The sequence below is a fragment of the Paraburkholderia sp. WS6 genome (genome assembly GCF_030464835.1).
GTDB lineage: Bacteria > Pseudomonadota > Gammaproteobacteria > Burkholderiales > Burkholderiaceae > Paraburkholderia > Paraburkholderia madseniana.
In genome coordinates this window covers 46,144-63,387 of the sequence record NZ_JALQCK010000046.1, presented here as the reverse complement: position 1 = coordinate 63,387, position 17,244 = coordinate 46,144, and the positions used below count along the sequence as shown (strand labels likewise).

The window sequence follows — 17,244 nt, the reverse complement described above, 5'->3', positions numbered from 1 at the left end:
CAGGCACTCCGGTGTCATGTCCTCATAGCGGATTTGCCTGCGACGAAGCCGGCAAAGGCCGAACAACTGCCTCGAGCCGACGGGAAATCGCCCCTGCATCGGCCAGTTGGCCTGCATCCGTTCGACCCCGCATCCCTACGCCGACCCGCTCAGCCCGGGTTCCCGCAACCCGTTAGAATAGTTCTTTGCCCAAGGCCCGGTGCCGCCCCCATGTCCGAACAACATCTGACTGAAGTCGACGAGACGCTTGACGAATCCAAATTCGTCGCGTTCGAAGGCTCGCCGTTCCAGCTTTACCAGCCGTATCCGCCCGCGGGCGACCAGCCCACGGCGATCGACACGCTCGTCGAAGGCATCGAGGACGGGTTGTCGTTCCAGACGCTGCTCGGCGTGACCGGCTCCGGCAAAACCTTCACGATGGCCAACACCATCGCGCGGCTCGGCCGGCCGGCGATCGTGTTCGCGCCGAACAAGACACTCGCCGCGCAGCTCTATTCGGAGTTTCGCGAGTTCTTTCCGCGCAATGCGGTCGAGTACTTCGTTTCGTACTACGACTACTACCAGCCGGAAGCGTATGTGCCGCAGCGCGACCTGTTCATCGAGAAAGATTCGTCGATCAACGAGCACATCGAGCAGATGCGGCTGTCGGCCACCAAAAGCCTGATGGAGCGGCGCGACGTGATCATCGTCGGCACGGTGTCGGCGATTTACGGTATCGGCAACCCGTCGGAATATCACAAGATGATTCTGACGCTGCGTACCGGCGACAAGCTCGGCCAGCGCGACATCATCGCCCGGCTGATCGCGATGCAGTACAACCGCAATGAAGCCGACTTCCAGCGCGGTTCGTTCCGCGTGCGCGGCGACACGATCGATATTTTCCCGGCCGAGCACGCCGAAATGGCGGTGCGCATCGAGTTATTCGACGACGAGGTTGAGACGCTGCAACTGTTCGATCCGCTCACCGGCCGCGTGCGGCAGAAGATTTCCCGCTTCACCGTGTACCCGTCGTCGCACTATGTGACGCCGCGCGATACCGTGGTGCGCGCGGTCGAAACGATCAAGACCGAACTGCGCGACCGGCTCGAGTTCTTCTATGGCAACGGAAAGCTCGTCGAAGCGCAGCGGCTCGAGCAGCGCACCCGCTTCGATCTGGAAATGCTGCAGGAGCTGGGCTTCTGCAAGGGCATCGAGAACTACTCGCGGCACTTCTCGGGCGCAGCACCCGGCGAGCCGCCGCCGACGCTGGTCGACTATTTGCCGCCCGACGCGCTGATGCTGCTCGACGAATCGCACGTGCTGATCGGCCAGTTGAACGGCATGTACAACGGCGACCGGGCGCGTAAAGAGAATCTGGTCGATTACGGTTTTCGCTTGCCGTCGGCGCTCGACAATCGCCCGCTCAAGTTCAACGAGTTCGAGCGCAAGATGCGCCAGGTCGTGTTCGTGTCGGCCACGCCGGCCGATTACGAAAAGAAAACGGCGGGGCAAGTGGCCGAGCAGCTGGTGCGTCCCACCGGCCTCGTCGACCCGGAAATCGAGGTGCGCCCCGCGCGTACCCAGGTCGACGACGTGCTCGCCGAGATCAACGAGCGCGTCAAAGTGGGCGACCGCGTTCTGGTCACGGTGCTGACCAAGCGGATGGCCGAGCAGTTGACCGAGTTTCTGGCCGACCACGGCGTCAAGGTGCGCTACCTGCACAGCGACATCGATACGGTGGAGCGGGTCGAAATCATCCGCGATCTGCGGCTGGGCACGTTCGACGTGCTGGTCGGGATCAACCTGCTGCGCGAGGGGCTGGATATCCCGGAGGTCTCGCTGGTTGCGATTCTCGACGCGGACAAGGAAGGTTTCCTGCGCGCCGAGCGCTCGCTGATCCAGACCATCGGCCGGGCGGCGCGTAACGTGAACGGTAAAGCGATTCTCTACGCGGACCGGGTGACCGATTCGATGCGCCGCGCCATCGACGAAACCGAGCGGCGGCGCGCCAAGCAGATCGCCTACAACCTGGAGCACGGCATTACGCCGCGCGGCGTGGTCAAACGGATTCGTGACATCATCGACGGGGTGTACAACGTCGACGACGCTCGCGCCGAGCTGAAGGAACAGCAGACTCGGGCGAAATTCGAGGACATGTCCGAGAAGCAGCTCGCCAAGGAACTCAAGCGCCTCGAAAAGCAGATGATGGAGCACGCCAAGAATCTCGAGTTCGAAAAGGCCGCACAGACCCGCGACCAATTGGCGCTGCTGCGGCAGCGCGTATTTGGCGCGAACGTCGGCGACCACGTGCCCGGCGTCGAATAAACTCTTCCTGCTTATCAAGGAAGGCGGGAAGAAAGGCGCGGCAATGTGCCGCGCCTTGCCTTTCCAGCGCATTGCACCCCGCCAACACCGTCCCTGCGCTTCCCTTAACACCGCCTTAAGACCCTGCTCCGATAAGGCTTTGGGTGTCTCCTCGTTTGTTCTCCCTGCCGATCAATGATAAACTCGACCAATATTGAGAATGGTTCGCATTAACGTTCGTAATGCGATTGTCTGCGGTCTGTCGCCCCTGTCAGTGGACGTGGGGACCGCGGCTTAAAAAGCATGCGCACCGCACTGTTCCAATGAGTTCGATTCCAGTCTGATAAAAACAAGGAGTTTCAATGCGGATTTCTTCATTTGTGCGTGGTGGCGCAGCAGCGGTGGCCGCGGTAGCGGCGCTCTCCGCAACGGCAGCGGAATACCCGATCGGCAAGCACCAGATTCAGGGCGGCATGGAAATCGGTGCGGTCTATCTGCAGCCGATCACGATGGAACCCGAAGGCATGATGCGCAAGGCGTCGGATTCGGACGTCCACCTGGAAGCCGACATCCACGCAGTCAAGAACAATCCGACCGGTTTCGCCGAAGGCGACTGGATGCCGTATCTGCAAGTTCGCTATGAATTGACCAAAGCCGGTTCGAATCAGACTCAGAAGGGCGACATGATGGCGATGGTCGCCAACGACGGTCCGCATTACGGCGACAACGTCAAGCTGCAGGGCCCCGGCAAATACCACCTGAAGCTCGTGGTCGACGCGCCGATGCAAACCGGCCACATGGCTTTCGGCCGTCACGTCGACAAGGAAACCGGCGTGGGTCCGTGGTTCAAGCCGATCACGCTCGAATACGACTTCACGTACGCGGGCATCGGCAAGAAGGGCGGGTACTGATCAACGCGGATCAACGCGAATCATCACGGTTTGCCGCGCCAAACGCGGAGCGAACCGCATGAATGAATGCAGCAGACGGCGCCAGGCATGAACCTCGGCGCCGCGTTTTCCGGAAAGGCTAATGAGAATTAACCGAAAAATCGCGATCCTCGCCATGACCGCTTTGACGGTGGGGGCCGCGCACGCAGCGGATCTGCCGACCTTCAACCTGGAAATGAACGACGGCAAGCTCAATCCGGCGCGCATCGAAGTGCCGGCAGGGCAGCGCATCAAGATCGCGATACGCAACGCCGGCAAGGGCGCGGCCGAATTCGAAAGCGTGCAATTGCGTAAAGAAAAAGTGTTGGCGCCGGGCGGGGATTCGTTCGTCGTCATCGCACCGCTCTCGCCGGGCGAGTACAAGTTCTTCGACGATTTCCATCAGCAGGCGCAGGGCGTGATCGTCGCGAAGTAATAGTCATGGCTTGGGGTGCGAACGCATGCCTTGAGCAACCGGGTTACGCGTTCGCCAAAGCAGTAGCAGGGTAGAGGGGAGAGCTTGGATGGGTCAGATTCTGTTCATCGTGTGGCGGGAAAGCGTTGAGGCCTTGCTGGTCGTCGGCATCCTGTACGCGTGGTTGAAAAATGGCGACGACGATGCGCGCCGCGGTTTGCCGTACCTGTGGGGCGGCGTCGCGGCCGGTGTGGTCGCGGCGGTCGCGCTCGGCGCGGCGCTGGTTGGTTTCACCGAAGTGCTCTCCGGTGACGCGCAGGACTATTTCCAGACCGCAATGGTGCTGGTTGCGTGTGTGCTGATCGTGCAGATGGTGCTGTGGATGAAGCAGCACGGCCGGTCCCTCAAGCGCGACATGGAACAGTCGCTGCAAAAGAGCAAGCGCGATTCGAACTGGTGGGGTGTCGCCTTGCTGGTTGCCTTGGCAATCGCGCGCGAAGGCAGTGAAACGGTGATCTTCCTGTACGGTCTCGGCTTTGGCCAATCGGGTCACGTGGATGGTAGCCAGATGCTCGCTGTGATCATCGGCCTCGGTCTCGCATTGCTGACCTTTTACGTGCTGCAGTTGGGCGGCAAGTATTTCTCGTGGCGGCTCTTCTTCCGCGTCACTGAAATCATGCTGCTGTTCCTCGGCGCGGGTCTGTTCCAGATCGGTGTCGACAAGCTGATCGACAAGGAATTTCTGCCGACGATCATCGACCAGATGTGGAACTCATCGGCCATCCTCGACGACTCGAGTACCTTCGGTTCGCTGGTCGCGACGCTTACCGGTTATCGCGCCCACCCTGCGCTGATGAATCTGGTCGCCTACGCCGTGTACTGGTTGGTTGTCTATCTGTTGGTGCGCCGCGCGAATCGCAAACCGGCGCAGCAGGCCGCGGGGCGCGCGGCATGAGTACCGTTATGACCCGCCCGGGCCGCCTTGCCGCGGCCGGGCAGTGGATGCAGCGTCACGGCGGTTTGATCCGCGGCATTCAGTGGGTTGTGGTGGCGGTGTACGCGTTCCTGATTCTCGTGCCGGCGGTGATGCCGCTGCCGGACGACACCGCGCATCTGTGGACCAACCTGACGCTTGCCGCGCAGTTCGTGTTCTGGGGCATCTGGTGGCCGTTCGTGCTGCTGTCGATGGTGATGCTCGGCCGTGTCTGGTGCGGCGTGCTGTGTCCGGAAGGCGCGCTCGCCGAATTTGCCAGCAAATATGGCCGCGGTTGGGCGATTCCGCGCTGGATGCGCTGGGGCGGCTGGCCGTTCGTCGCGTTCGGCATCACCACCATCTATGGGCAGATGGTCAGCGTCTACCAGTATCCGAAAGCGGTGCTGCTGGTGCTCGGCGGCTCGACCTTCGCGGCGATGATCATCGGCCTGCTGTACGGACGCGAGAAGCGCGTCTGGTGCAAGTATCTGTGCCCCGTGAACGGGGTTTTTTCGCTACTGGCGCGTCTCGCGCCGTTCCACTACAAAGTCGATGAAGACGCGTGGCGCCGCTCGTACAAGAACGGCGAACATGGGCATCGCGTGATTCCGATCAACTGCGCGCCGCTGGTGCCGCTACGCAATATGAAGGGCGCGTCGGACTGTCATATGTGCGGCCGTTGCAGCGGGCATCGCAACGCGATCGCGCTGACGTGGCGTGCGCCGTCGTCGGAAGTCGTGCAGCTCGGCGACAAACAGGCGAACCCGTGGGACACCGCATTGATCCTGTACGGCCTGCTCGGCATCGCGATCGGCGCATTCCACTGGACCGTTTCGCGCTGGTTCGTCGACCTGAAGATGTTCTTCGCCACCTGGCTGGTCGATCACGACATCTCGTGGCCGCTCGACACCAACGCGCCGTGGTTCCTGTTCACGCATTACCCCGAGCAGAACGACGTGTTCTCGTGGCTCGACGGCACGATGGTGATCGGCTACATCCTCGCCACGGCGCTCGTGTACGGCACGGTGCTGCTGGTGCTGTTGATGGGTGCGTCGCGCATGCTGGGGCGCTTCAGCTTCGTGCGTCTGCATCATTTGACGCAAGGCCTGATTCCGATTGCCGGCGCCGGCGTGTTCCTCGGCTTGTCGGCGACTACGCTGTCGCTGCTGCGCGCGGAGCATCTGTCGTTGTGGTGGGCGTCGGACATGCGTATCGCGATTCTGGCGATTGCCAACCTGTGGAGCGCGTGGCTCGCCTGGCTCGTCACACGTCGCTATAGCGAGCGCTTCGTTCAACGCGGCCTCGCGATGGTGTGGTTCGCGGCGGCGCTGGCGGTGGTCGATAGCGCATGGTGGCTCATGTTCTGGGGCTGGGCTTCGAAGTAAGTCTTAACGCTTCAATGCGCTGCCGGGACCCGATCGGCGCCGTGTAAAACAAAAGCCGTGGAGATGACAGCATTCCACGGCTTTTTCATTTTCTGCATGTGCGACACACGTCGTTTCGTGTATCCGCATTGGGTGAGAACCAAAAAAGCGGCCTGGCTGGCTGCGACGACTGGCTTGGTGTCTGCACGAAGGGGTCTAGTTCTCACGTGCAAGCCGTCGTGGCTGGCTAATGCCTAACACCTCTCGAAGAGGTGGTCCCCACAATACCCGGTACGTACTGCTATTCGTTGTTGCCTGTTACTTCGTCAGGATCAGCTTGCCTAAGCGCGTTGCACGCAACTGGTAGGTCTCGCCGTTATGCAGGATGCTGACGTGGCTATGTCCTTGCAGCAGCGCGTCGCTGCGTACGACCCGATCCGACTTCTCGCTCGTCCCGTTGGCGTGATCCGCTGCCGGCTTCGCGGCGGTTGCCGTCGCCGTCGATGCTTTCGGACGGCTGGTCAGCGCGGCCGCCGGGCGGCGCAGGCTGAGCGTGGAAGAGCGGTTGAGATCGGTCATTCGTTTTTGCTGTTGGTCGATTCGATGGATTAATTCTAAATGATAACCATTCCCATTTACAAGCAAGAGAAATTCATCGGATTCGACTTTCGATAGTTGAATGGTGCGGGCGGAGCGCCCGCACACGCATCAATGCAATGAACCGGGTTCTTGCCTCGCCTGCACGTACTGGCGGATCAGTCGCACGGTATCGATATCGTTCTCGCGATACGCTGACTTCACGATCTCTTGCGTCGTCACAGCGTCCTGGTCGTCGGAGACCGGCAAGGTGGTCGTGTATTCGAAGCGCAGGAACAATTGCAATTCGTCAGGCTGCTCGATCGTCATGGTCAGCGAGCCGCCGACATAGTCCGCGGTCGGCAGAATGTCGTAACGCACGCTCTGGCGATCCTGCAGCGTGACACGGTCGCGCACGGTGGCCTTGCCGTAGTGCAGCTCCCGTTCGAGCGTGTCGCCTTCGCGCGAAAGGATGGTGCAACTGTCGAGTCCGATCACGAACAGTTGCGGCTGTTCGGCGCGCAGCACGAGACCCTCCCACAACTGCTCGCGGGTCATCGAGTCGACAAACGGATTCAACGGATCGTTGATCTGGATAAGGTGTTCGAAATTCAAAACGGCGGCTTCCTATGAAAGCGTTGCATAACGTTCAGCCCGGTTGAGCCAATCACACCATTGTCGCGCTCGGCGAGCTATCGCGCCAATGTGCCGACGCGTGCGGCTCGCATGGCTTCAGGCGACGGCAAGACCCGAACGGATCGTGATCGAATGCGTGAGGATCTTGTGAACCGGGCACGCATTGGCAATTTGCAAGAGCCGTTCCCGCTGCTCGTCGGACAGATCGCCTTCCAGCATGATCTTGCGGTCAATGGTCGAACCCGCGTCGCCGGTTTCAAGCGACAGCGCCACGCGCACGTCGGCGAGCGGCCAGCCCTTACGCTGAGCGTACATCTTCAGCGTGATCGACGTACAGGCGCCGAGGCTCGACAGCAACAGCGCGACGGGCGTCGGCCCGCGATCACCGCCGCCAAGCGACTCGGGTTCGTCGGCGAGCCACGTGTGCTTGCCGTCGTCGAAAAGGACCTGGAAATTCGTCGAGCCGATGTGGGCGGTGACGGTGGACTCTGCCATGCGCGCTCCTGAACAGGGACGGAAATCGCCGCGCACTACGATCCATCACGGTTGGACAGCGTGGCGCGCGGCATGAATTGCTATTGTGAACGAATTCACCGGCCTTCGTGCCCATGCGCAGCGGCGGCGCGGGCGGGGTGATGAGCGCCGCGCCACCGCAATCATGAGCGGCGGCGCGTGCCGATGTGGCAAATCAGTGGGTGATCGCGCCCATGCGCCCGGCCTGGTAATCGGTCACGGCCTGACGGATTTCGTCTTCCGTGTTCATCACGAACGGACCGTAGCGCACCACCGGCTCTTTCAGCGGCACGCCGCCCAGCAGCAGCACTTCGAGCGGCTCGGCGCCAGCTGTGAGCGTGATCGAGTCGCCGTCGTTCCCAAACACCACCATCTTCTGTGCGTCGATTTCCTGGCGTGCTTCCCCTTCGCCGTAGAAGCCCTTGCCGGACAGGCTGTAAGCAAACACGCGATAGTCGGCCGGCACCGGTTGCTGGATCGTCGCGCCCGGTTGCAGCGAGAAATGCTGATACAGGATCGGCGTGCGCGTTTCGATCGCCGCCTTCACGCCGAGCGCTTCGCCCGCGATCACCTTGACGCGGACCTTGCCGTCCGCGGATGTTGCGACCGGAATGCTGGCCGACGGTATCTCCTGATAGCGCGGCGCGATCATCTTGTCGCGGCGCGGCAGGTTCACCCACAGTTGCACGCCATGCACCCGCCCACCCGTACGCATGAACGACGGATCCGGCATTTCACTGTGCACGACGCCTGCGCCCGCCGTCATCCATTGCACGTCGCCGGCATGCAGCGTGCCCGAATGGCCCGCCGAATCCTTGTGGCCGAACTGGCCCTCGAGCGCGTACGTGACCGTTTCGAAGCCGCGATGCGGATGATCCGGCGCGCCTTTTGCCTCGCCCGGCGCGTAGTCGATCGGCCCCATTTCGTCGAGCAGCAGGAACGGATCGAAATCCATCAGCAAACGGGTCGGAAACGGGCGGTGGACGATAAAGCCGCCGCCTTCGGTCGTGCGAACGGCGGGAAACGTGCGTTCGATCGTGCGTGTCGTGCTCATCAAAAGTCACCTTGAAAAATGGGGAATAGCGTTATTTTTGAAACATAGAGCTATTATAGGGACCGTTTTCCTAGGTGCCAGCCACCCTCACGCAATGGATTGTTCTATTACTGGAACGATGAGATGAAGATCGATTCACACAATCTGAATGACCTGATGTATTTCTCGCAGGTCGTCGAACATGGCGGTTTTTCTGCCGCCGAGCGCGTGCTGGGCATTTCCAAGTCGCGCCTGTCGCGCCGGCTCACCGAGCTGGAAGCGTCGCTAGGCGTACGTTTGCTGCAGCGTTCCACCCGCAAGCTGGCGCTCACTGAAGCCGGCCAGCTCTTCTACCAGCACTGTCAGGCGATGCTGAGCGAAGCACAGGCGGCCGTCAACGTCGTACAGCAATTGCGGTCGTCGCCACGTGGCACGGTGCGCGTGAGCGTGCCGGTGACGATTTCGCAGACCATCCTGTCGCAGATCCTGCCGGAATTCATGCATCGCTACCCGGAAGTGCGTGTGGTCATGCGCGTCACGAACCGTGTGGTCGATCTGTTTGAAGATTCGATCGATATCGCGTTGCGCGTGCGCTCCGCTCCGCCGGAGAACGCCAACATCGTCGTGCGGCCGTTGTGGCGCACGCAGCAGATGCTGGTCGGCGCACCGAGCCTGTTGCAGCAGAATGCGCCGCCGCTGTTGCCTGCCGATCTGAGCCGGTTCGAAACGCTCGACGTGCCAACCGGCGACGGACGCCATGTCTTCGAGCTGATCGCCCCCGACGGCACGCGCCACGCGCACGAACACGAGCCGCGCCTCGTCACCGCCGATCTGATGACGATCCGTGAAGCGGTGCTGTCCGGCGTGGGTATCGCCGCATTGCCGGAGATGATGTACGGCAGCGCTCTGCGCGCGGGGCAATTGTCGCCGGTGATGCCGGGCTGGACCTTTCCGACGCCGCAGTTGTACGCGGTATTCGTGTCGCGGCAGGGAATGGTGCCGGCTGTGCGCGCGTTCGTCGATTATCTGGTCGAAATGCTCGATCCGGACGAAGGTAAACACATCATGGGCGAGTGTCCGACGCGCGCCGAGCAAGACGCCGCGCAGCCCGCTTTTGCGGTTGCGTCATAGCACTTATTACGCACGGCAACATCGCTTTTAGCATTTAAGCGCCGCCTGTCATGAGTACTTTCAATGGCGGTTTGCTTGAATGCGCGCGCTCACAGGCCTATAGTGAAATCCCTTCGCTAAGGAGTCTCTTATGCGAAAACTCATGGCCTCTATGATAGTGGGCCTGATAGGGCTGACCGCGCTGTCCGTGTCGATCACGGCTGTCGCATGCGGTGACTCGAGCTATCAGTCATCTTCTGATGGTAAATGATCCCGCCGCCCGAAGGCGCCGAGTGCGCAAAAAAAAGGCCTTCATCTGACGATGAAGGCCTTTTACTTTTAGCCCTTGTTTCAAGGGCTTTTCTGTTTTTTCGGCAGACGCTGCTTAACAAGGGCGCATTGCTGCGCTCAGATCACTTGCGATTATTTGCCTTTGGGCTGCGTGACGAAGCCGATCTTCGTGAGACCGCCGGCCTGCGCCGCCGACATCACTTCCGCCACTTTCTCGTACGCGACCTTGCGGTCCGCATCCAGATGCAGCTCCGGCTGCGGGTTCGCTTGCGCAGCCTCTGCAATTTTCGCGCGCAGCGCTGCGTCGTCGACCTTCTTGTCGTCCCACAAGACGTTGCCGTCCGCATCGACGGAGACCGTGACTTGCGCGGGCTTGGTGTCTTCCTTCTGACTGCTCGCATGCGGCAGATCGATTTTGACCGCGTGACGAATCACCGGAATCGTCACCATGAAGACGATCAGGAGAACCAACATCACGTCGACGAGCGGCGTCATGTTGATTTCGTTCATCAGGCCGTCGTCATCGTCGCCGGCGAAGGGGCTCATTGCCATCGGAGTGCCTCGTCGATCAGTTGGCGCGCGCGAGGCGTAAACCGTCACCGCGTTTGGATGACGACAGACGGGCGCCCGTCACGAAGAACGCATGCAGACCGTGTGCAAAGCGGCTCAGCTTGGCGACGATCGCCTTGTTGGCGCGCGTCAGTGCGTTGTAGCCGAGCACAGCCGGAATCGCGACGAACAGGCCGAACGCGGTCATGATCAGTGCTTCACCGACCGGGCCCGCGACCTGATCGATCGACGACTGACCGCTCGCGCCGATCGCCAGCAGTGCGTGATAGATGCCCCACACCGTGCCGAACAGGCCGACGAACGGCGCCGTGCTGCCGATCGAGGCGAGAATCGCCAGACCGCTTTGCATGCGCGCGACGCTTTCGTCCATCGTGTCCTTCAGGCAGCGCGTCACCCAATCCGACACGTCCATGCGATCGTGCAGATGCGGTTGCGTCTGATGATGATGATCGGCGGCTTCCTGGCCCGACAGTGCGAGTGCGAGGAACGGATTGTCCTGCGGCGTCGACGATTCGGCGCCGAGCTTCTTCACGCCGTCGGCGAGATCGTCCGAATGCCAGAACTGCTGCTCGGCATTCTTCGTGAGACGCTTCAGGCGCATCACATTCCAGCCTTTGATGACGATCACGCTCCACGACATGACCGACATGATCAACAGCGCGAGCGCGATACCGCGCGTCACGAAATCCCCTTGCGCCCACACGTGCGCCAATCCGTAGTTTTGCATTGCAATTCCTTGTTTTTAAAATCTGCCTCAATCGTTCAGATTGAAGTTGTAAGGCTGGGTGGCCGTGGCCCGAATAGCCTGACCGTTCTCGACATAGGGCTTGCACGAGCTCGCATGCGCGGCGGCGATGGCGGCGTCGTCCAGACGGCTGAAGCCGCTGCTCTTTTTGAGCGAGATGCTTTCGACCTTCCCCGTCGGGCCGATGACGAACGTCACATAGGCTGTACCGGTTTCGCCACGGCGCTTCGACAGCGCGGGGTAGTCCGGCGTGATCATGCTGCACTCGATGTGCGAGACATTCTTCGGCGCCGTGATGTCCATGGTCGGACGGCCGATTGCCGGCGCGGCCTGAGCGGCAGGCGCCGCCGGTGCGGCAGGCGCGGGCGTCGGCTCGGGCGCGGCGACAGGCGTCGGCGACGGGGCCGCGGCGACCGGCAACGGCGTGGGGGTTGGCGAATGTGTCGGCTTGGGCTGGACCTTCGGTTTGGTGTGAACCGGCGGTGTCGGCTTGGGCGGCGGCGGGGCGATCGATTGCAGCGCGACGGGCGCGGCGACCGGCGCCGGCGCCAGCAACTGCGCGGTCATCACCTTCGATTCGATCACGGGTTGCAGCGGTTCATGACGCAGCGTCAGGATTACTGCAAGCAAAGCGATGTGAATTGCCGCGACCGCGGCAGTCGCGGCCAACGCACGGGAATTCATTCGGGGGGACGAAGCCGACGTGGTGCCGGCTGAAACGGTATGCGAGGCCTGCATGTTAGCGTGGCGGCGTGCCGTCGATGCGGCACGTCAGGCAAGACATCGTCATGTTCGGAAGATCAGCAGCGAAATGAACAAAGTAGTCACGAAACCAATCAGCAATTCCATCTCGAACTCCTTTTGACGGGTGAGCGGGTAGCTGGCTGGTACGGATACTGGCTTGCTGACGGCAGTGGGATAACGCGTGAAGCAGCGCGTGAAACCGCGCGTAAAACAGAGCATGAAGCAGGGAGGCAGTGAACACTCTGGGCGCGCCGCGTGGGCCGCGCCCTCAAGCCGCGACTCAGGCGGCCTTGCGTTCGTAAAACGTCAGCGGCATGGCCTGCGAGTGATGATCGAAGCCGCAGCGGCTCGCGCACACGCCGCTTTCCATCATGACGCCGCGCACGGAATCCGCGCACTTGCCACAGCAGGAAGCGACGCCGAGTTCGAACTGGAGTTCGTCGAACGAATCGACGCCATCCGCGATCGAGGCACGGATCTTTCGGTCAGAAACAGACTTGCAGACACAGACAATCATGGCAGGGCGTCATAGCTAACGTTAATGCGAACTATTATCATTTTGATTGGCTCGTTTGGCAAGCGTCCTGCATGATTTTTTGTAACAAAACCAGACTCTTAGAAGGGTTTCGCCTAAAGAGCGGAATCCCGGGCAAGCGCCGGAGAAGGTGCGAAAACGCCTAAAAAGCGTGCAAAAAGGCCGCGCGGCGGCCCAAAAACGCGGTGGCGAGGGGTTTTATGCGGCTTGGGAATCCGGCGCTGCCGTGCGGCGCGACGGAATCACGACCTGGTCGACTGCGGCATCGATTTGCAGCAGGGTCGCGGCGAGCTGTTGCTGATGGGTGCCGTCGCTGGTCGAATAAAAGCGGGGCAGAACAGCGCCGGCGCTTTCCGGGACGGCGCGCAACCCGTGCTGGTCGAGTACCCGTTCGAGCTGGCGCGCAATGGCCACGCTCGTATCGATCAGCATTAGCCGGTCGCCGACGATGTCGCGGATCGCTGCATCGAGAAACGGGTAGTGGGTGCAGCCGAGCACCAGGGTGTCGGCGCCGGCATCGAGCATGGGCTGCAGGTAGCTGCGCAGCAGCGCGCGCAGTTCGGCGGAGCCTACGTCGCAGCGTTCCACCGCCTGTACGAGCCCGTGGCCCGGCTGGCAAAGAAAACGGCAATCGGCGGCGTAGCGCTCCAGTAGCCCCTGAAAGCGGGCGCTGCGCAAGGTCACTTGCGTGGCGAGCACGCCGGCGACGCGTGTTTTCGACTGCAGCGCGGCCGGTTTGATGCCGGGCTCGACCCCCACCAGCGGAATCGCCAGCTTTTCGCGGACCAGCGCGATTGACTGCGCGGTCGCTGTGTTGCATGCGACCACCAGCGCCTTCGCGCCCTGGCTGGCGAGCCATTGTCCGATTGCGAGGGTACGGTCGGCGATGAAGTCGTCGTCGCGTTCGCCGTAGGGGGCGTAGAGCGAGTCGGCGACATAGATGAGCGCTTCGCCGGGCAGTTGCGCCCGAACCGCCCGCAGCACCGACAAACCGCCCAGACCCGAGTCGAATATGCCGACCGGCGCTCGCGAACTGCCACCTGAGGTGGCAACCCGGGTGCTTGAGGACGGCGATTCTGCGGTCATAGGCGATGTGGACACGCGCGGCACAGCGGTCACGGAAAACTCACGAAAACGGGGAAGTGCGCAAGTATACCGCCCGCGCGGCGCCGGTCCTGACAAATGAGCTGGCAAACAAGCTGCCAAACGGGACGGCGTATGAGCAGGCCCATGAGCCGGCGCGCGGGCTATTCCACCGTGGTCCGATCAGGACTCGATCGAACCCATTGCGGTTTGTTGATAGTTCTGGATGCCGACCTTGTCGATCAGATCCAGTTGCGTTTCGAGCCAGTCAATGTGTTCTTCAGTGTCGTCGAGAATCTTCACGAAGATTTCGCGCGAGATGAAATCACGAACGGATTCGCAATACGCGATTGCTTCTTTGCAGGTGCTTTGCGAAATCTGTTCGAGCTTCAGATCGCATTCGAGGATTTCTTTGGTTTCTTCGCCGATCAGCAGCTTGTGCAGGTCTTGCAGGTTCGGCAGGCCGTCGAGCATGAAAATGCGTTCGATCAGCCAGTCGGCGTGCTTCATTTCGCCGATCGATTCGTCGTATTCATGCTTGCCGAGTTTCTCGAGTCCCCAGTGCTTGTACATCCGTGCGTGCAGGAAGTACTGGTTAATGGCGGTGAGCTCGTTCTTGAGCTGGGAGTTCAGATACTCGATAACTTTCTTGTCGCCTTGCATGGGGTTTCCTTATTAGAGACTTGAATTTCCCAGAACAATAAACGCCGAAGGACAAAAAGCCAAGGCAAAAACACAGTTTTTTGCCTTGATTTGCAAGGTTTTGTGCGTGATGCGTACCGTTCTCATTTCAGCATAAAAAAGCCGGGGTTCGAGGCCCCGGCTTCCATTTTTTTCAGCTGTTACCGCCGATCAAACGCCGATCAAACCGTCGCGACCGGAATCTTGCCGATCTTCGCTTGCCATTCCTTCGGGCCAGTCTGGTGCACCGAGGTGCCGTTCGAATCGACGGCAACCGTCACGGGCATGTCCTGCACGTCGAACTCGTAGATCGCTTCCATGCCGAGGTCTTCGAACGCGAGAACCTTCGCGCTGCGAATTGCTTTCGACACGAGGTAAGCAGCGCCGCCCACGGCCATCAGATACGCGGCCTTGTGCTTCTTGATCGCCTCGATCGCAACCGGGCCACGCTCGGCTTTGCCGATCATCGAAATAAGACCGGTTTGCGACAACATCGTCTCGGTGAACTTGTCCATCCGCGTGGCGGTGGTCGGGCCTGCCGGGCCGACTGCTTCGTCACGCACCGGATCGACTGGTCCGACGTAATAGATCACGCGATTCGTGAAGTCGACCGGCAGCTTTTCGCCCTTCGCGAGCATGTCGGCGATGCGCTTATGTGCCGCGTCACGGCCCGTCAACATCTTGCCCGACAGCAGCAGCGTCTGGCCCGGCTTCCAGGCTGCGACTTCTTCCGGCGTCAGCGTGTTCAGATCGACGCGCTGGCTCTTTTCCGTGTCCGGTTCCCACTGGACTTTCGGCCATGCGTCGAGCGACGGCGCTTCGAGCTTCGCCACGCCTGAACCGTCCAGTGTGAAGTGTGCGTGACGGGTCGCTGCGCAGTTCGGGATGATTGCGATCGGCTTGCTCGCAGCGTGAGTCGGTGCGGCCATGATCTTGACGTCGAGGACCGTAGCCAGACCGCCGAGACCTTGTGCGCCAATACCGAGCGCGTTGACCTTCTCGTGCAGTTCGACACGCAGTTCTTCGATCCAGTCCTGCGGGCCGCGCGCGATCACGTCCTGAATGTCGATCGGATCCATCAGCGATTCCTTCGCCATCACCATCGCTTTCTCGGCGGTGCCGCCGATGCCAATGCCGAGCATGCCCGGCGGGCACCAGCCTGCGCCCATGGTCGGCACGGTCTTCAGAATCCAGTCGACGATCGAGTCCGAAGGGTTCAGCATCGCGAACTTCGATTTGTTCTCCGAGCCGCCGCCCTTCGCCGCAACCTGCACGTCGACCTTGTCGCCCGGCACGATCTCGTAGTGGATCACGGCTGGCGTGTTGTCTTTCGTGTTCTTGCGCGCGCCTTCCGGCGGGCTGACGATCGATGCGCGCAGCACGTTGTCCGGGTTCAGATAACCGCGGCGCACGCCTTCGTTGATCATCTCGGTGACGCCCATCGTCGCACCGTCCCAACGCACGTCCATGCCGACCTTCACGAACACCGTGACGATGCCGGTGTCCTGGCAGATCGGGCGCTTGCCTTCGGCGCACATGCGGCTGTTGGTGAGGATCTGCGCGATCGCATCCTTCGCGGCCGGGCTCTCTTCGAGCTCGTAAGCGCGGCCCAAGGCCTGGATGTAATCGAGCGGGTGGTAATAGCTGATGTACTGAAGCGAATCAGCAATGCTCTGAATCAGATCTTCCTGTTTGATGACGGTCATGATGGCTAGCTCAGTGGGGACAATGGCGCTTGTTATCAGACTCGCAGGGCAGTGCGGTCAGTCGTGCGCCTTCAGGGGAGTGGAACCGGTCGAACTCACGACATGCAGCGCCGTGGGTTCCTGAAAATGTTTCGGATGTGTATGGGTGGTCAGACGGTCGACGAGAGCCATCACCAGCGCCGACACGAGGAACGCGACGTGGATGACGACCTGCCACATGATGGTGTGCGTCGAATTCTGATCGGGGCTGATGAAGGTCTTCAACAGATGGATCGACGAGATGCTGATCAGCGCCATCGACAATTTGACCTTCAGCACGCCGGCGTTCACGTGGTCGAGCCATTCCGGTTCGTCCGGATGACCCTCAACGCCCAGGCGCGACACGAAGGTTTCATACCCGCCGATAATCACCATGATCAGCAGGTTCGAGATCATCACCACGTCGATTAGGCCGAGTACCACCAGCATGATGTTGGTTTCGTCGAGCGTCATGGACGCGCTGACCAGATGCCAGACTTCTTTCAGGAACAGGACGACGTACACGCCTTGCGCGACGATCAGGCCGAGGTAGAGCGGCACTTGCAGCCAGCGGCTCATGAAGATGAGGGCGGGGAGCGGACGCAGCGGGCGGCGCTGACGGGCTGAGTCGGGGCGCGGAGCGGACATAGGCAAGAGTCAGATGAAACGCAGGTGACGGAACACGGACTAAAGGCGCTGATCCGCAGCGCAAATAGACGCGCGGATCAAGCACGCAAACGAGGCGCAGACGGCGCGGTACGCGGCCAGGGGAGGCCGGAAAAGCTCGCGTCAGGCGCGCTATTGTACAGCGTCGGTTAAATTTGCTGCGGCGCGGAGGGCAGTGCGGCGCTGACGAGGCCACCGGCGACATCGCTTGACCTTCAGGCTCGCCAGCCAGATCCCTGCCACTGCGCAGGCGAGGTAATGAGAAGCAGGGAGTAACGATTCAAGCTGGAATCCAGACGGCTAGTTCAGTTAGCATTGTAAGAGGGCGTGCGAACCAGCGTAACGGTGCGGAGCCGGTGCTGCGTACGCGATG

At 61.2% G+C, this 17,244-nt stretch carries 18 protein-coding genes; 6 read left to right on the top strand and 12 right to left on the bottom strand.

Going from position 1 to position 17,244, the window contains the following annotated elements; genetic code table 11:
- Window positions 1–210 precede the first annotated feature (210 nt).
- The 5 genes from uvrB to M0D64_RS36935 all read left to right on the top strand — a co-directional run bounded on the left by uvrB (window position 211) and on the right by M0D64_RS36935 (window position 5,985).
- Window positions 211–2,304, top strand: coding sequence for an excinuclease ABC subunit UvrB (gene uvrB / locus M0D64_RS36955; protein ID WP_266261350.1), 2,094 nt, complete (start codon window positions 211–213; stop codon window positions 2,302–2,304).
- Between the two features lie 341 nt (window positions 2,305–2,645).
- The gene (locus M0D64_RS36950) at window positions 2,646–3,194 is read left to right on the top strand and encodes an iron transporter (protein WP_154565519.1); all 549 of its coding nucleotides are present in this window, start codon (window positions 2,646–2,648) and stop codon (window positions 3,192–3,194) included.
- Window positions 3,195–3,315: 121 nt separating this feature from the next.
- Window positions 3,316–3,648, top strand: coding sequence for a cupredoxin domain-containing protein (locus tag M0D64_RS36945; RefSeq protein WP_266261349.1), 333 nt, complete (start codon window positions 3,316–3,318; stop codon window positions 3,646–3,648).
- 88 nt (window positions 3,649–3,736) lie between these two features.
- Window positions 3,737–4,582, top strand: a complete 846-nt coding sequence (locus M0D64_RS36940; RefSeq protein WP_266261348.1) for an FTR1 family protein — start codon at window positions 3,737–3,739, stop codon at window positions 4,580–4,582.
- On the top strand, window positions 4,579–5,985 hold the full coding sequence (locus tag M0D64_RS36935; protein ID WP_266261347.1) for a 4Fe-4S binding protein: 1,407 nt from the start codon (window positions 4,579–4,581) through the stop codon (window positions 5,983–5,985). The genes M0D64_RS36940 and M0D64_RS36935 overlap by 4 nt, the downstream gene beginning before the upstream one ends.
- A 297-nt stretch (window positions 5,986–6,282) precedes the next feature.
- On the opposite strand, the gene hemP is transcribed toward M0D64_RS36935, so the two are convergent.
- From hemP to M0D64_RS36915, 4 genes are all read right to left on the bottom strand, one after another.
- Complete coding sequence (hemP, locus tag M0D64_RS36930; protein ID WP_171928115.1) at window positions 6,283–6,543, bottom strand: hemin uptake protein HemP; 261 nt, start codon at window positions 6,541–6,543, stop codon at window positions 6,283–6,285.
- A 129-nt stretch (window positions 6,544–6,672) separates the two neighbouring features.
- Window positions 6,673–7,155 carry an SRPBCC family protein gene (locus M0D64_RS36925; protein WP_154565524.1) on the bottom strand — a complete coding sequence of 161 codons (483 nt, stop codon included), beginning with the start codon at window positions 7,153–7,155 and terminating at the stop codon, window positions 6,673–6,675.
- A 117-nt stretch (window positions 7,156–7,272) separates the two neighbouring features.
- Window positions 7,273–7,671 (bottom strand): OsmC family protein, encoded by a 399-nt coding sequence (locus tag M0D64_RS36920; protein WP_154565525.1) that lies wholly within the window; start codon window positions 7,669–7,671, stop codon window positions 7,273–7,275.
- Window positions 7,672–7,864: 193 nt separating this feature from the next.
- A complete protein-coding gene (locus M0D64_RS36915; protein WP_171928116.1) occupies window positions 7,865–8,743 on the bottom strand; it encodes a pirin family protein in 879 nt (292 codons plus the stop codon).
- A 123-nt stretch (window positions 8,744–8,866) separates the two neighbouring features.
- On the opposite strand from M0D64_RS36915, the gene M0D64_RS36910 reads away from it, so the two are divergent.
- Entirely contained in the window at window positions 8,867–9,853 is a 987-nt protein-coding gene (locus M0D64_RS36910) for a LysR family transcriptional regulator (protein ID WP_266261346.1), read from the top strand.
- Between the two features lie 402 nt (window positions 9,854–10,255).
- On the opposite strand, the gene M0D64_RS36905 is transcribed toward M0D64_RS36910, so the two are convergent.
- The 8 genes from M0D64_RS36905 to M0D64_RS36870 all read right to left on the bottom strand — a co-directional run bounded on the left by M0D64_RS36905 (window position 10,256) and on the right by M0D64_RS36870 (window position 16,853).
- Window positions 10,256–10,675, bottom strand: coding sequence for a biopolymer transporter ExbD (locus tag M0D64_RS36905; protein WP_054042130.1), 420 nt, complete (start codon window positions 10,673–10,675; stop codon window positions 10,256–10,258).
- A gap of 16 nt (window positions 10,676–10,691) precedes the next feature.
- Window positions 10,692–11,420, bottom strand: coding sequence for a MotA/TolQ/ExbB proton channel family protein (locus M0D64_RS36900; protein ID WP_054042128.1), 729 nt, complete (start codon window positions 11,418–11,420; stop codon window positions 10,692–10,694).
- Window positions 11,421–11,447: 27 nt separating this feature from the next.
- Window positions 11,448–12,176 carry an energy transducer TonB gene (locus tag M0D64_RS36895; RefSeq protein WP_266261345.1) on the bottom strand — a complete coding sequence of 243 codons (729 nt, stop codon included), beginning with the start codon at window positions 12,174–12,176 and terminating at the stop codon, window positions 11,448–11,450.
- 286 nt (window positions 12,177–12,462) lie between these two features.
- Window positions 12,463–12,699 (bottom strand): bacterioferritin-associated ferredoxin, encoded by a 237-nt coding sequence (locus tag M0D64_RS36890; protein ID WP_097391932.1) that lies wholly within the window; start codon window positions 12,697–12,699, stop codon window positions 12,463–12,465.
- Window positions 12,700–12,915: 216 nt separating this feature from the next.
- On the bottom strand, window positions 12,916–13,803 hold the full coding sequence (gene murI, locus M0D64_RS36885; protein ID WP_266261344.1) for a glutamate racemase: 888 nt from the start codon (window positions 13,801–13,803) through the stop codon (window positions 12,916–12,918).
- A 180-nt stretch (window positions 13,804–13,983) separates the two neighbouring features.
- The gene (bfr, locus tag M0D64_RS36880; RefSeq protein WP_054042121.1) at window positions 13,984–14,463 is read right to left on the bottom strand and encodes a bacterioferritin; all 480 of its coding nucleotides are present in this window, start codon (window positions 14,461–14,463) and stop codon (window positions 13,984–13,986) included.
- A gap of 200 nt (window positions 14,464–14,663) precedes the next feature.
- On the bottom strand, window positions 14,664–16,187 hold the full coding sequence (locus tag M0D64_RS36875; protein WP_154565531.1) for a fumarate hydratase: 1,524 nt from the start codon (window positions 16,185–16,187) through the stop codon (window positions 14,664–14,666).
- Between the two features lie 57 nt (window positions 16,188–16,244).
- The gene (locus tag M0D64_RS36870) at window positions 16,245–16,853 is read right to left on the bottom strand and encodes a TIGR00645 family protein (protein WP_171928119.1); all 609 of its coding nucleotides are present in this window, start codon (window positions 16,851–16,853) and stop codon (window positions 16,245–16,247) included.
- Window positions 16,854–17,244: the final 391 nt, after the last annotated feature.

Excerpts from the sequence above, each read along its gene's own strand:
- uvrB (WP_266261350.1), top strand. The coding sequence starts at position 211 with ATGTCCGAACAACATCTGACTGAAGTCGACGAGACGCTTGACGAATCC.
- M0D64_RS36950 (WP_154565519.1), top strand. The coding sequence starts at position 2,646 with ATGCGGATTTCTTCATTTGTGCGTGGTGGCGCAGCAGCGGTGGCCGCG.
- M0D64_RS36945 (WP_266261349.1), top strand. The coding sequence starts at position 3,316 with ATGAGAATTAACCGAAAAATCGCGATCCTCGCCATGACCGCTTTGACG.
- M0D64_RS36940 (WP_266261348.1), top strand. The coding sequence starts at position 3,737 with ATGGGTCAGATTCTGTTCATCGTGTGGCGGGAAAGCGTTGAGGCCTTG.
- M0D64_RS36935 (WP_266261347.1), top strand. The coding sequence starts at position 4,579 with ATGAGTACCGTTATGACCCGCCCGGGCCGCCTTGCCGCGGCCGGGCAG.
- hemP (WP_171928115.1), bottom strand. The coding sequence starts at position 6,543 with ATGACCGATCTCAACCGCTCTTCCACGCTCAGCCTGCGCCGCCCGGCG.
- M0D64_RS36920 (WP_154565525.1), bottom strand. The coding sequence starts at position 7,671 with ATGGCAGAGTCCACCGTCACCGCCCACATCGGCTCGACGAATTTCCAG.
- M0D64_RS36915 (WP_171928116.1), bottom strand. The coding sequence starts at position 8,743 with ATGAGCACGACACGCACGATCGAACGCACGTTTCCCGCCGTTCGCACG.
- M0D64_RS36910 (WP_266261346.1), top strand. The coding sequence starts at position 8,867 with ATGAAGATCGATTCACACAATCTGAATGACCTGATGTATTTCTCGCAG.
- M0D64_RS36905 (WP_054042130.1), bottom strand. The coding sequence starts at position 10,675 with ATGGCAATGAGCCCCTTCGCCGGCGACGATGACGACGGCCTGATGAAC.
- M0D64_RS36900 (WP_054042128.1), bottom strand. The coding sequence starts at position 11,420 with ATGCAAAACTACGGATTGGCGCACGTGTGGGCGCAAGGGGATTTCGTG.
- M0D64_RS36895 (WP_266261345.1), bottom strand. The coding sequence starts at position 12,176 with ATGCAGGCCTCGCATACCGTTTCAGCCGGCACCACGTCGGCTTCGTCC.
- M0D64_RS36890 (WP_097391932.1), bottom strand. The coding sequence starts at position 12,699 with ATGATTGTCTGTGTCTGCAAGTCTGTTTCTGACCGAAAGATCCGTGCC.
- murI (WP_266261344.1), bottom strand. The coding sequence starts at position 13,803 with ATGACCGCAGAATCGCCGTCCTCAAGCACCCGGGTTGCCACCTCAGGT.
- bfr (WP_054042121.1), bottom strand. The coding sequence starts at position 14,463 with ATGCAAGGCGACAAGAAAGTTATCGAGTATCTGAACTCCCAGCTCAAG.
- M0D64_RS36875 (WP_154565531.1), bottom strand. The coding sequence starts at position 16,187 with ATGACCGTCATCAAACAGGAAGATCTGATTCAGAGCATTGCTGATTCG.
- M0D64_RS36870 (WP_171928119.1), bottom strand. The coding sequence starts at position 16,853 with ATGTCCGCTCCGCGCCCCGACTCAGCCCGTCAGCGCCGCCCGCTGCGT.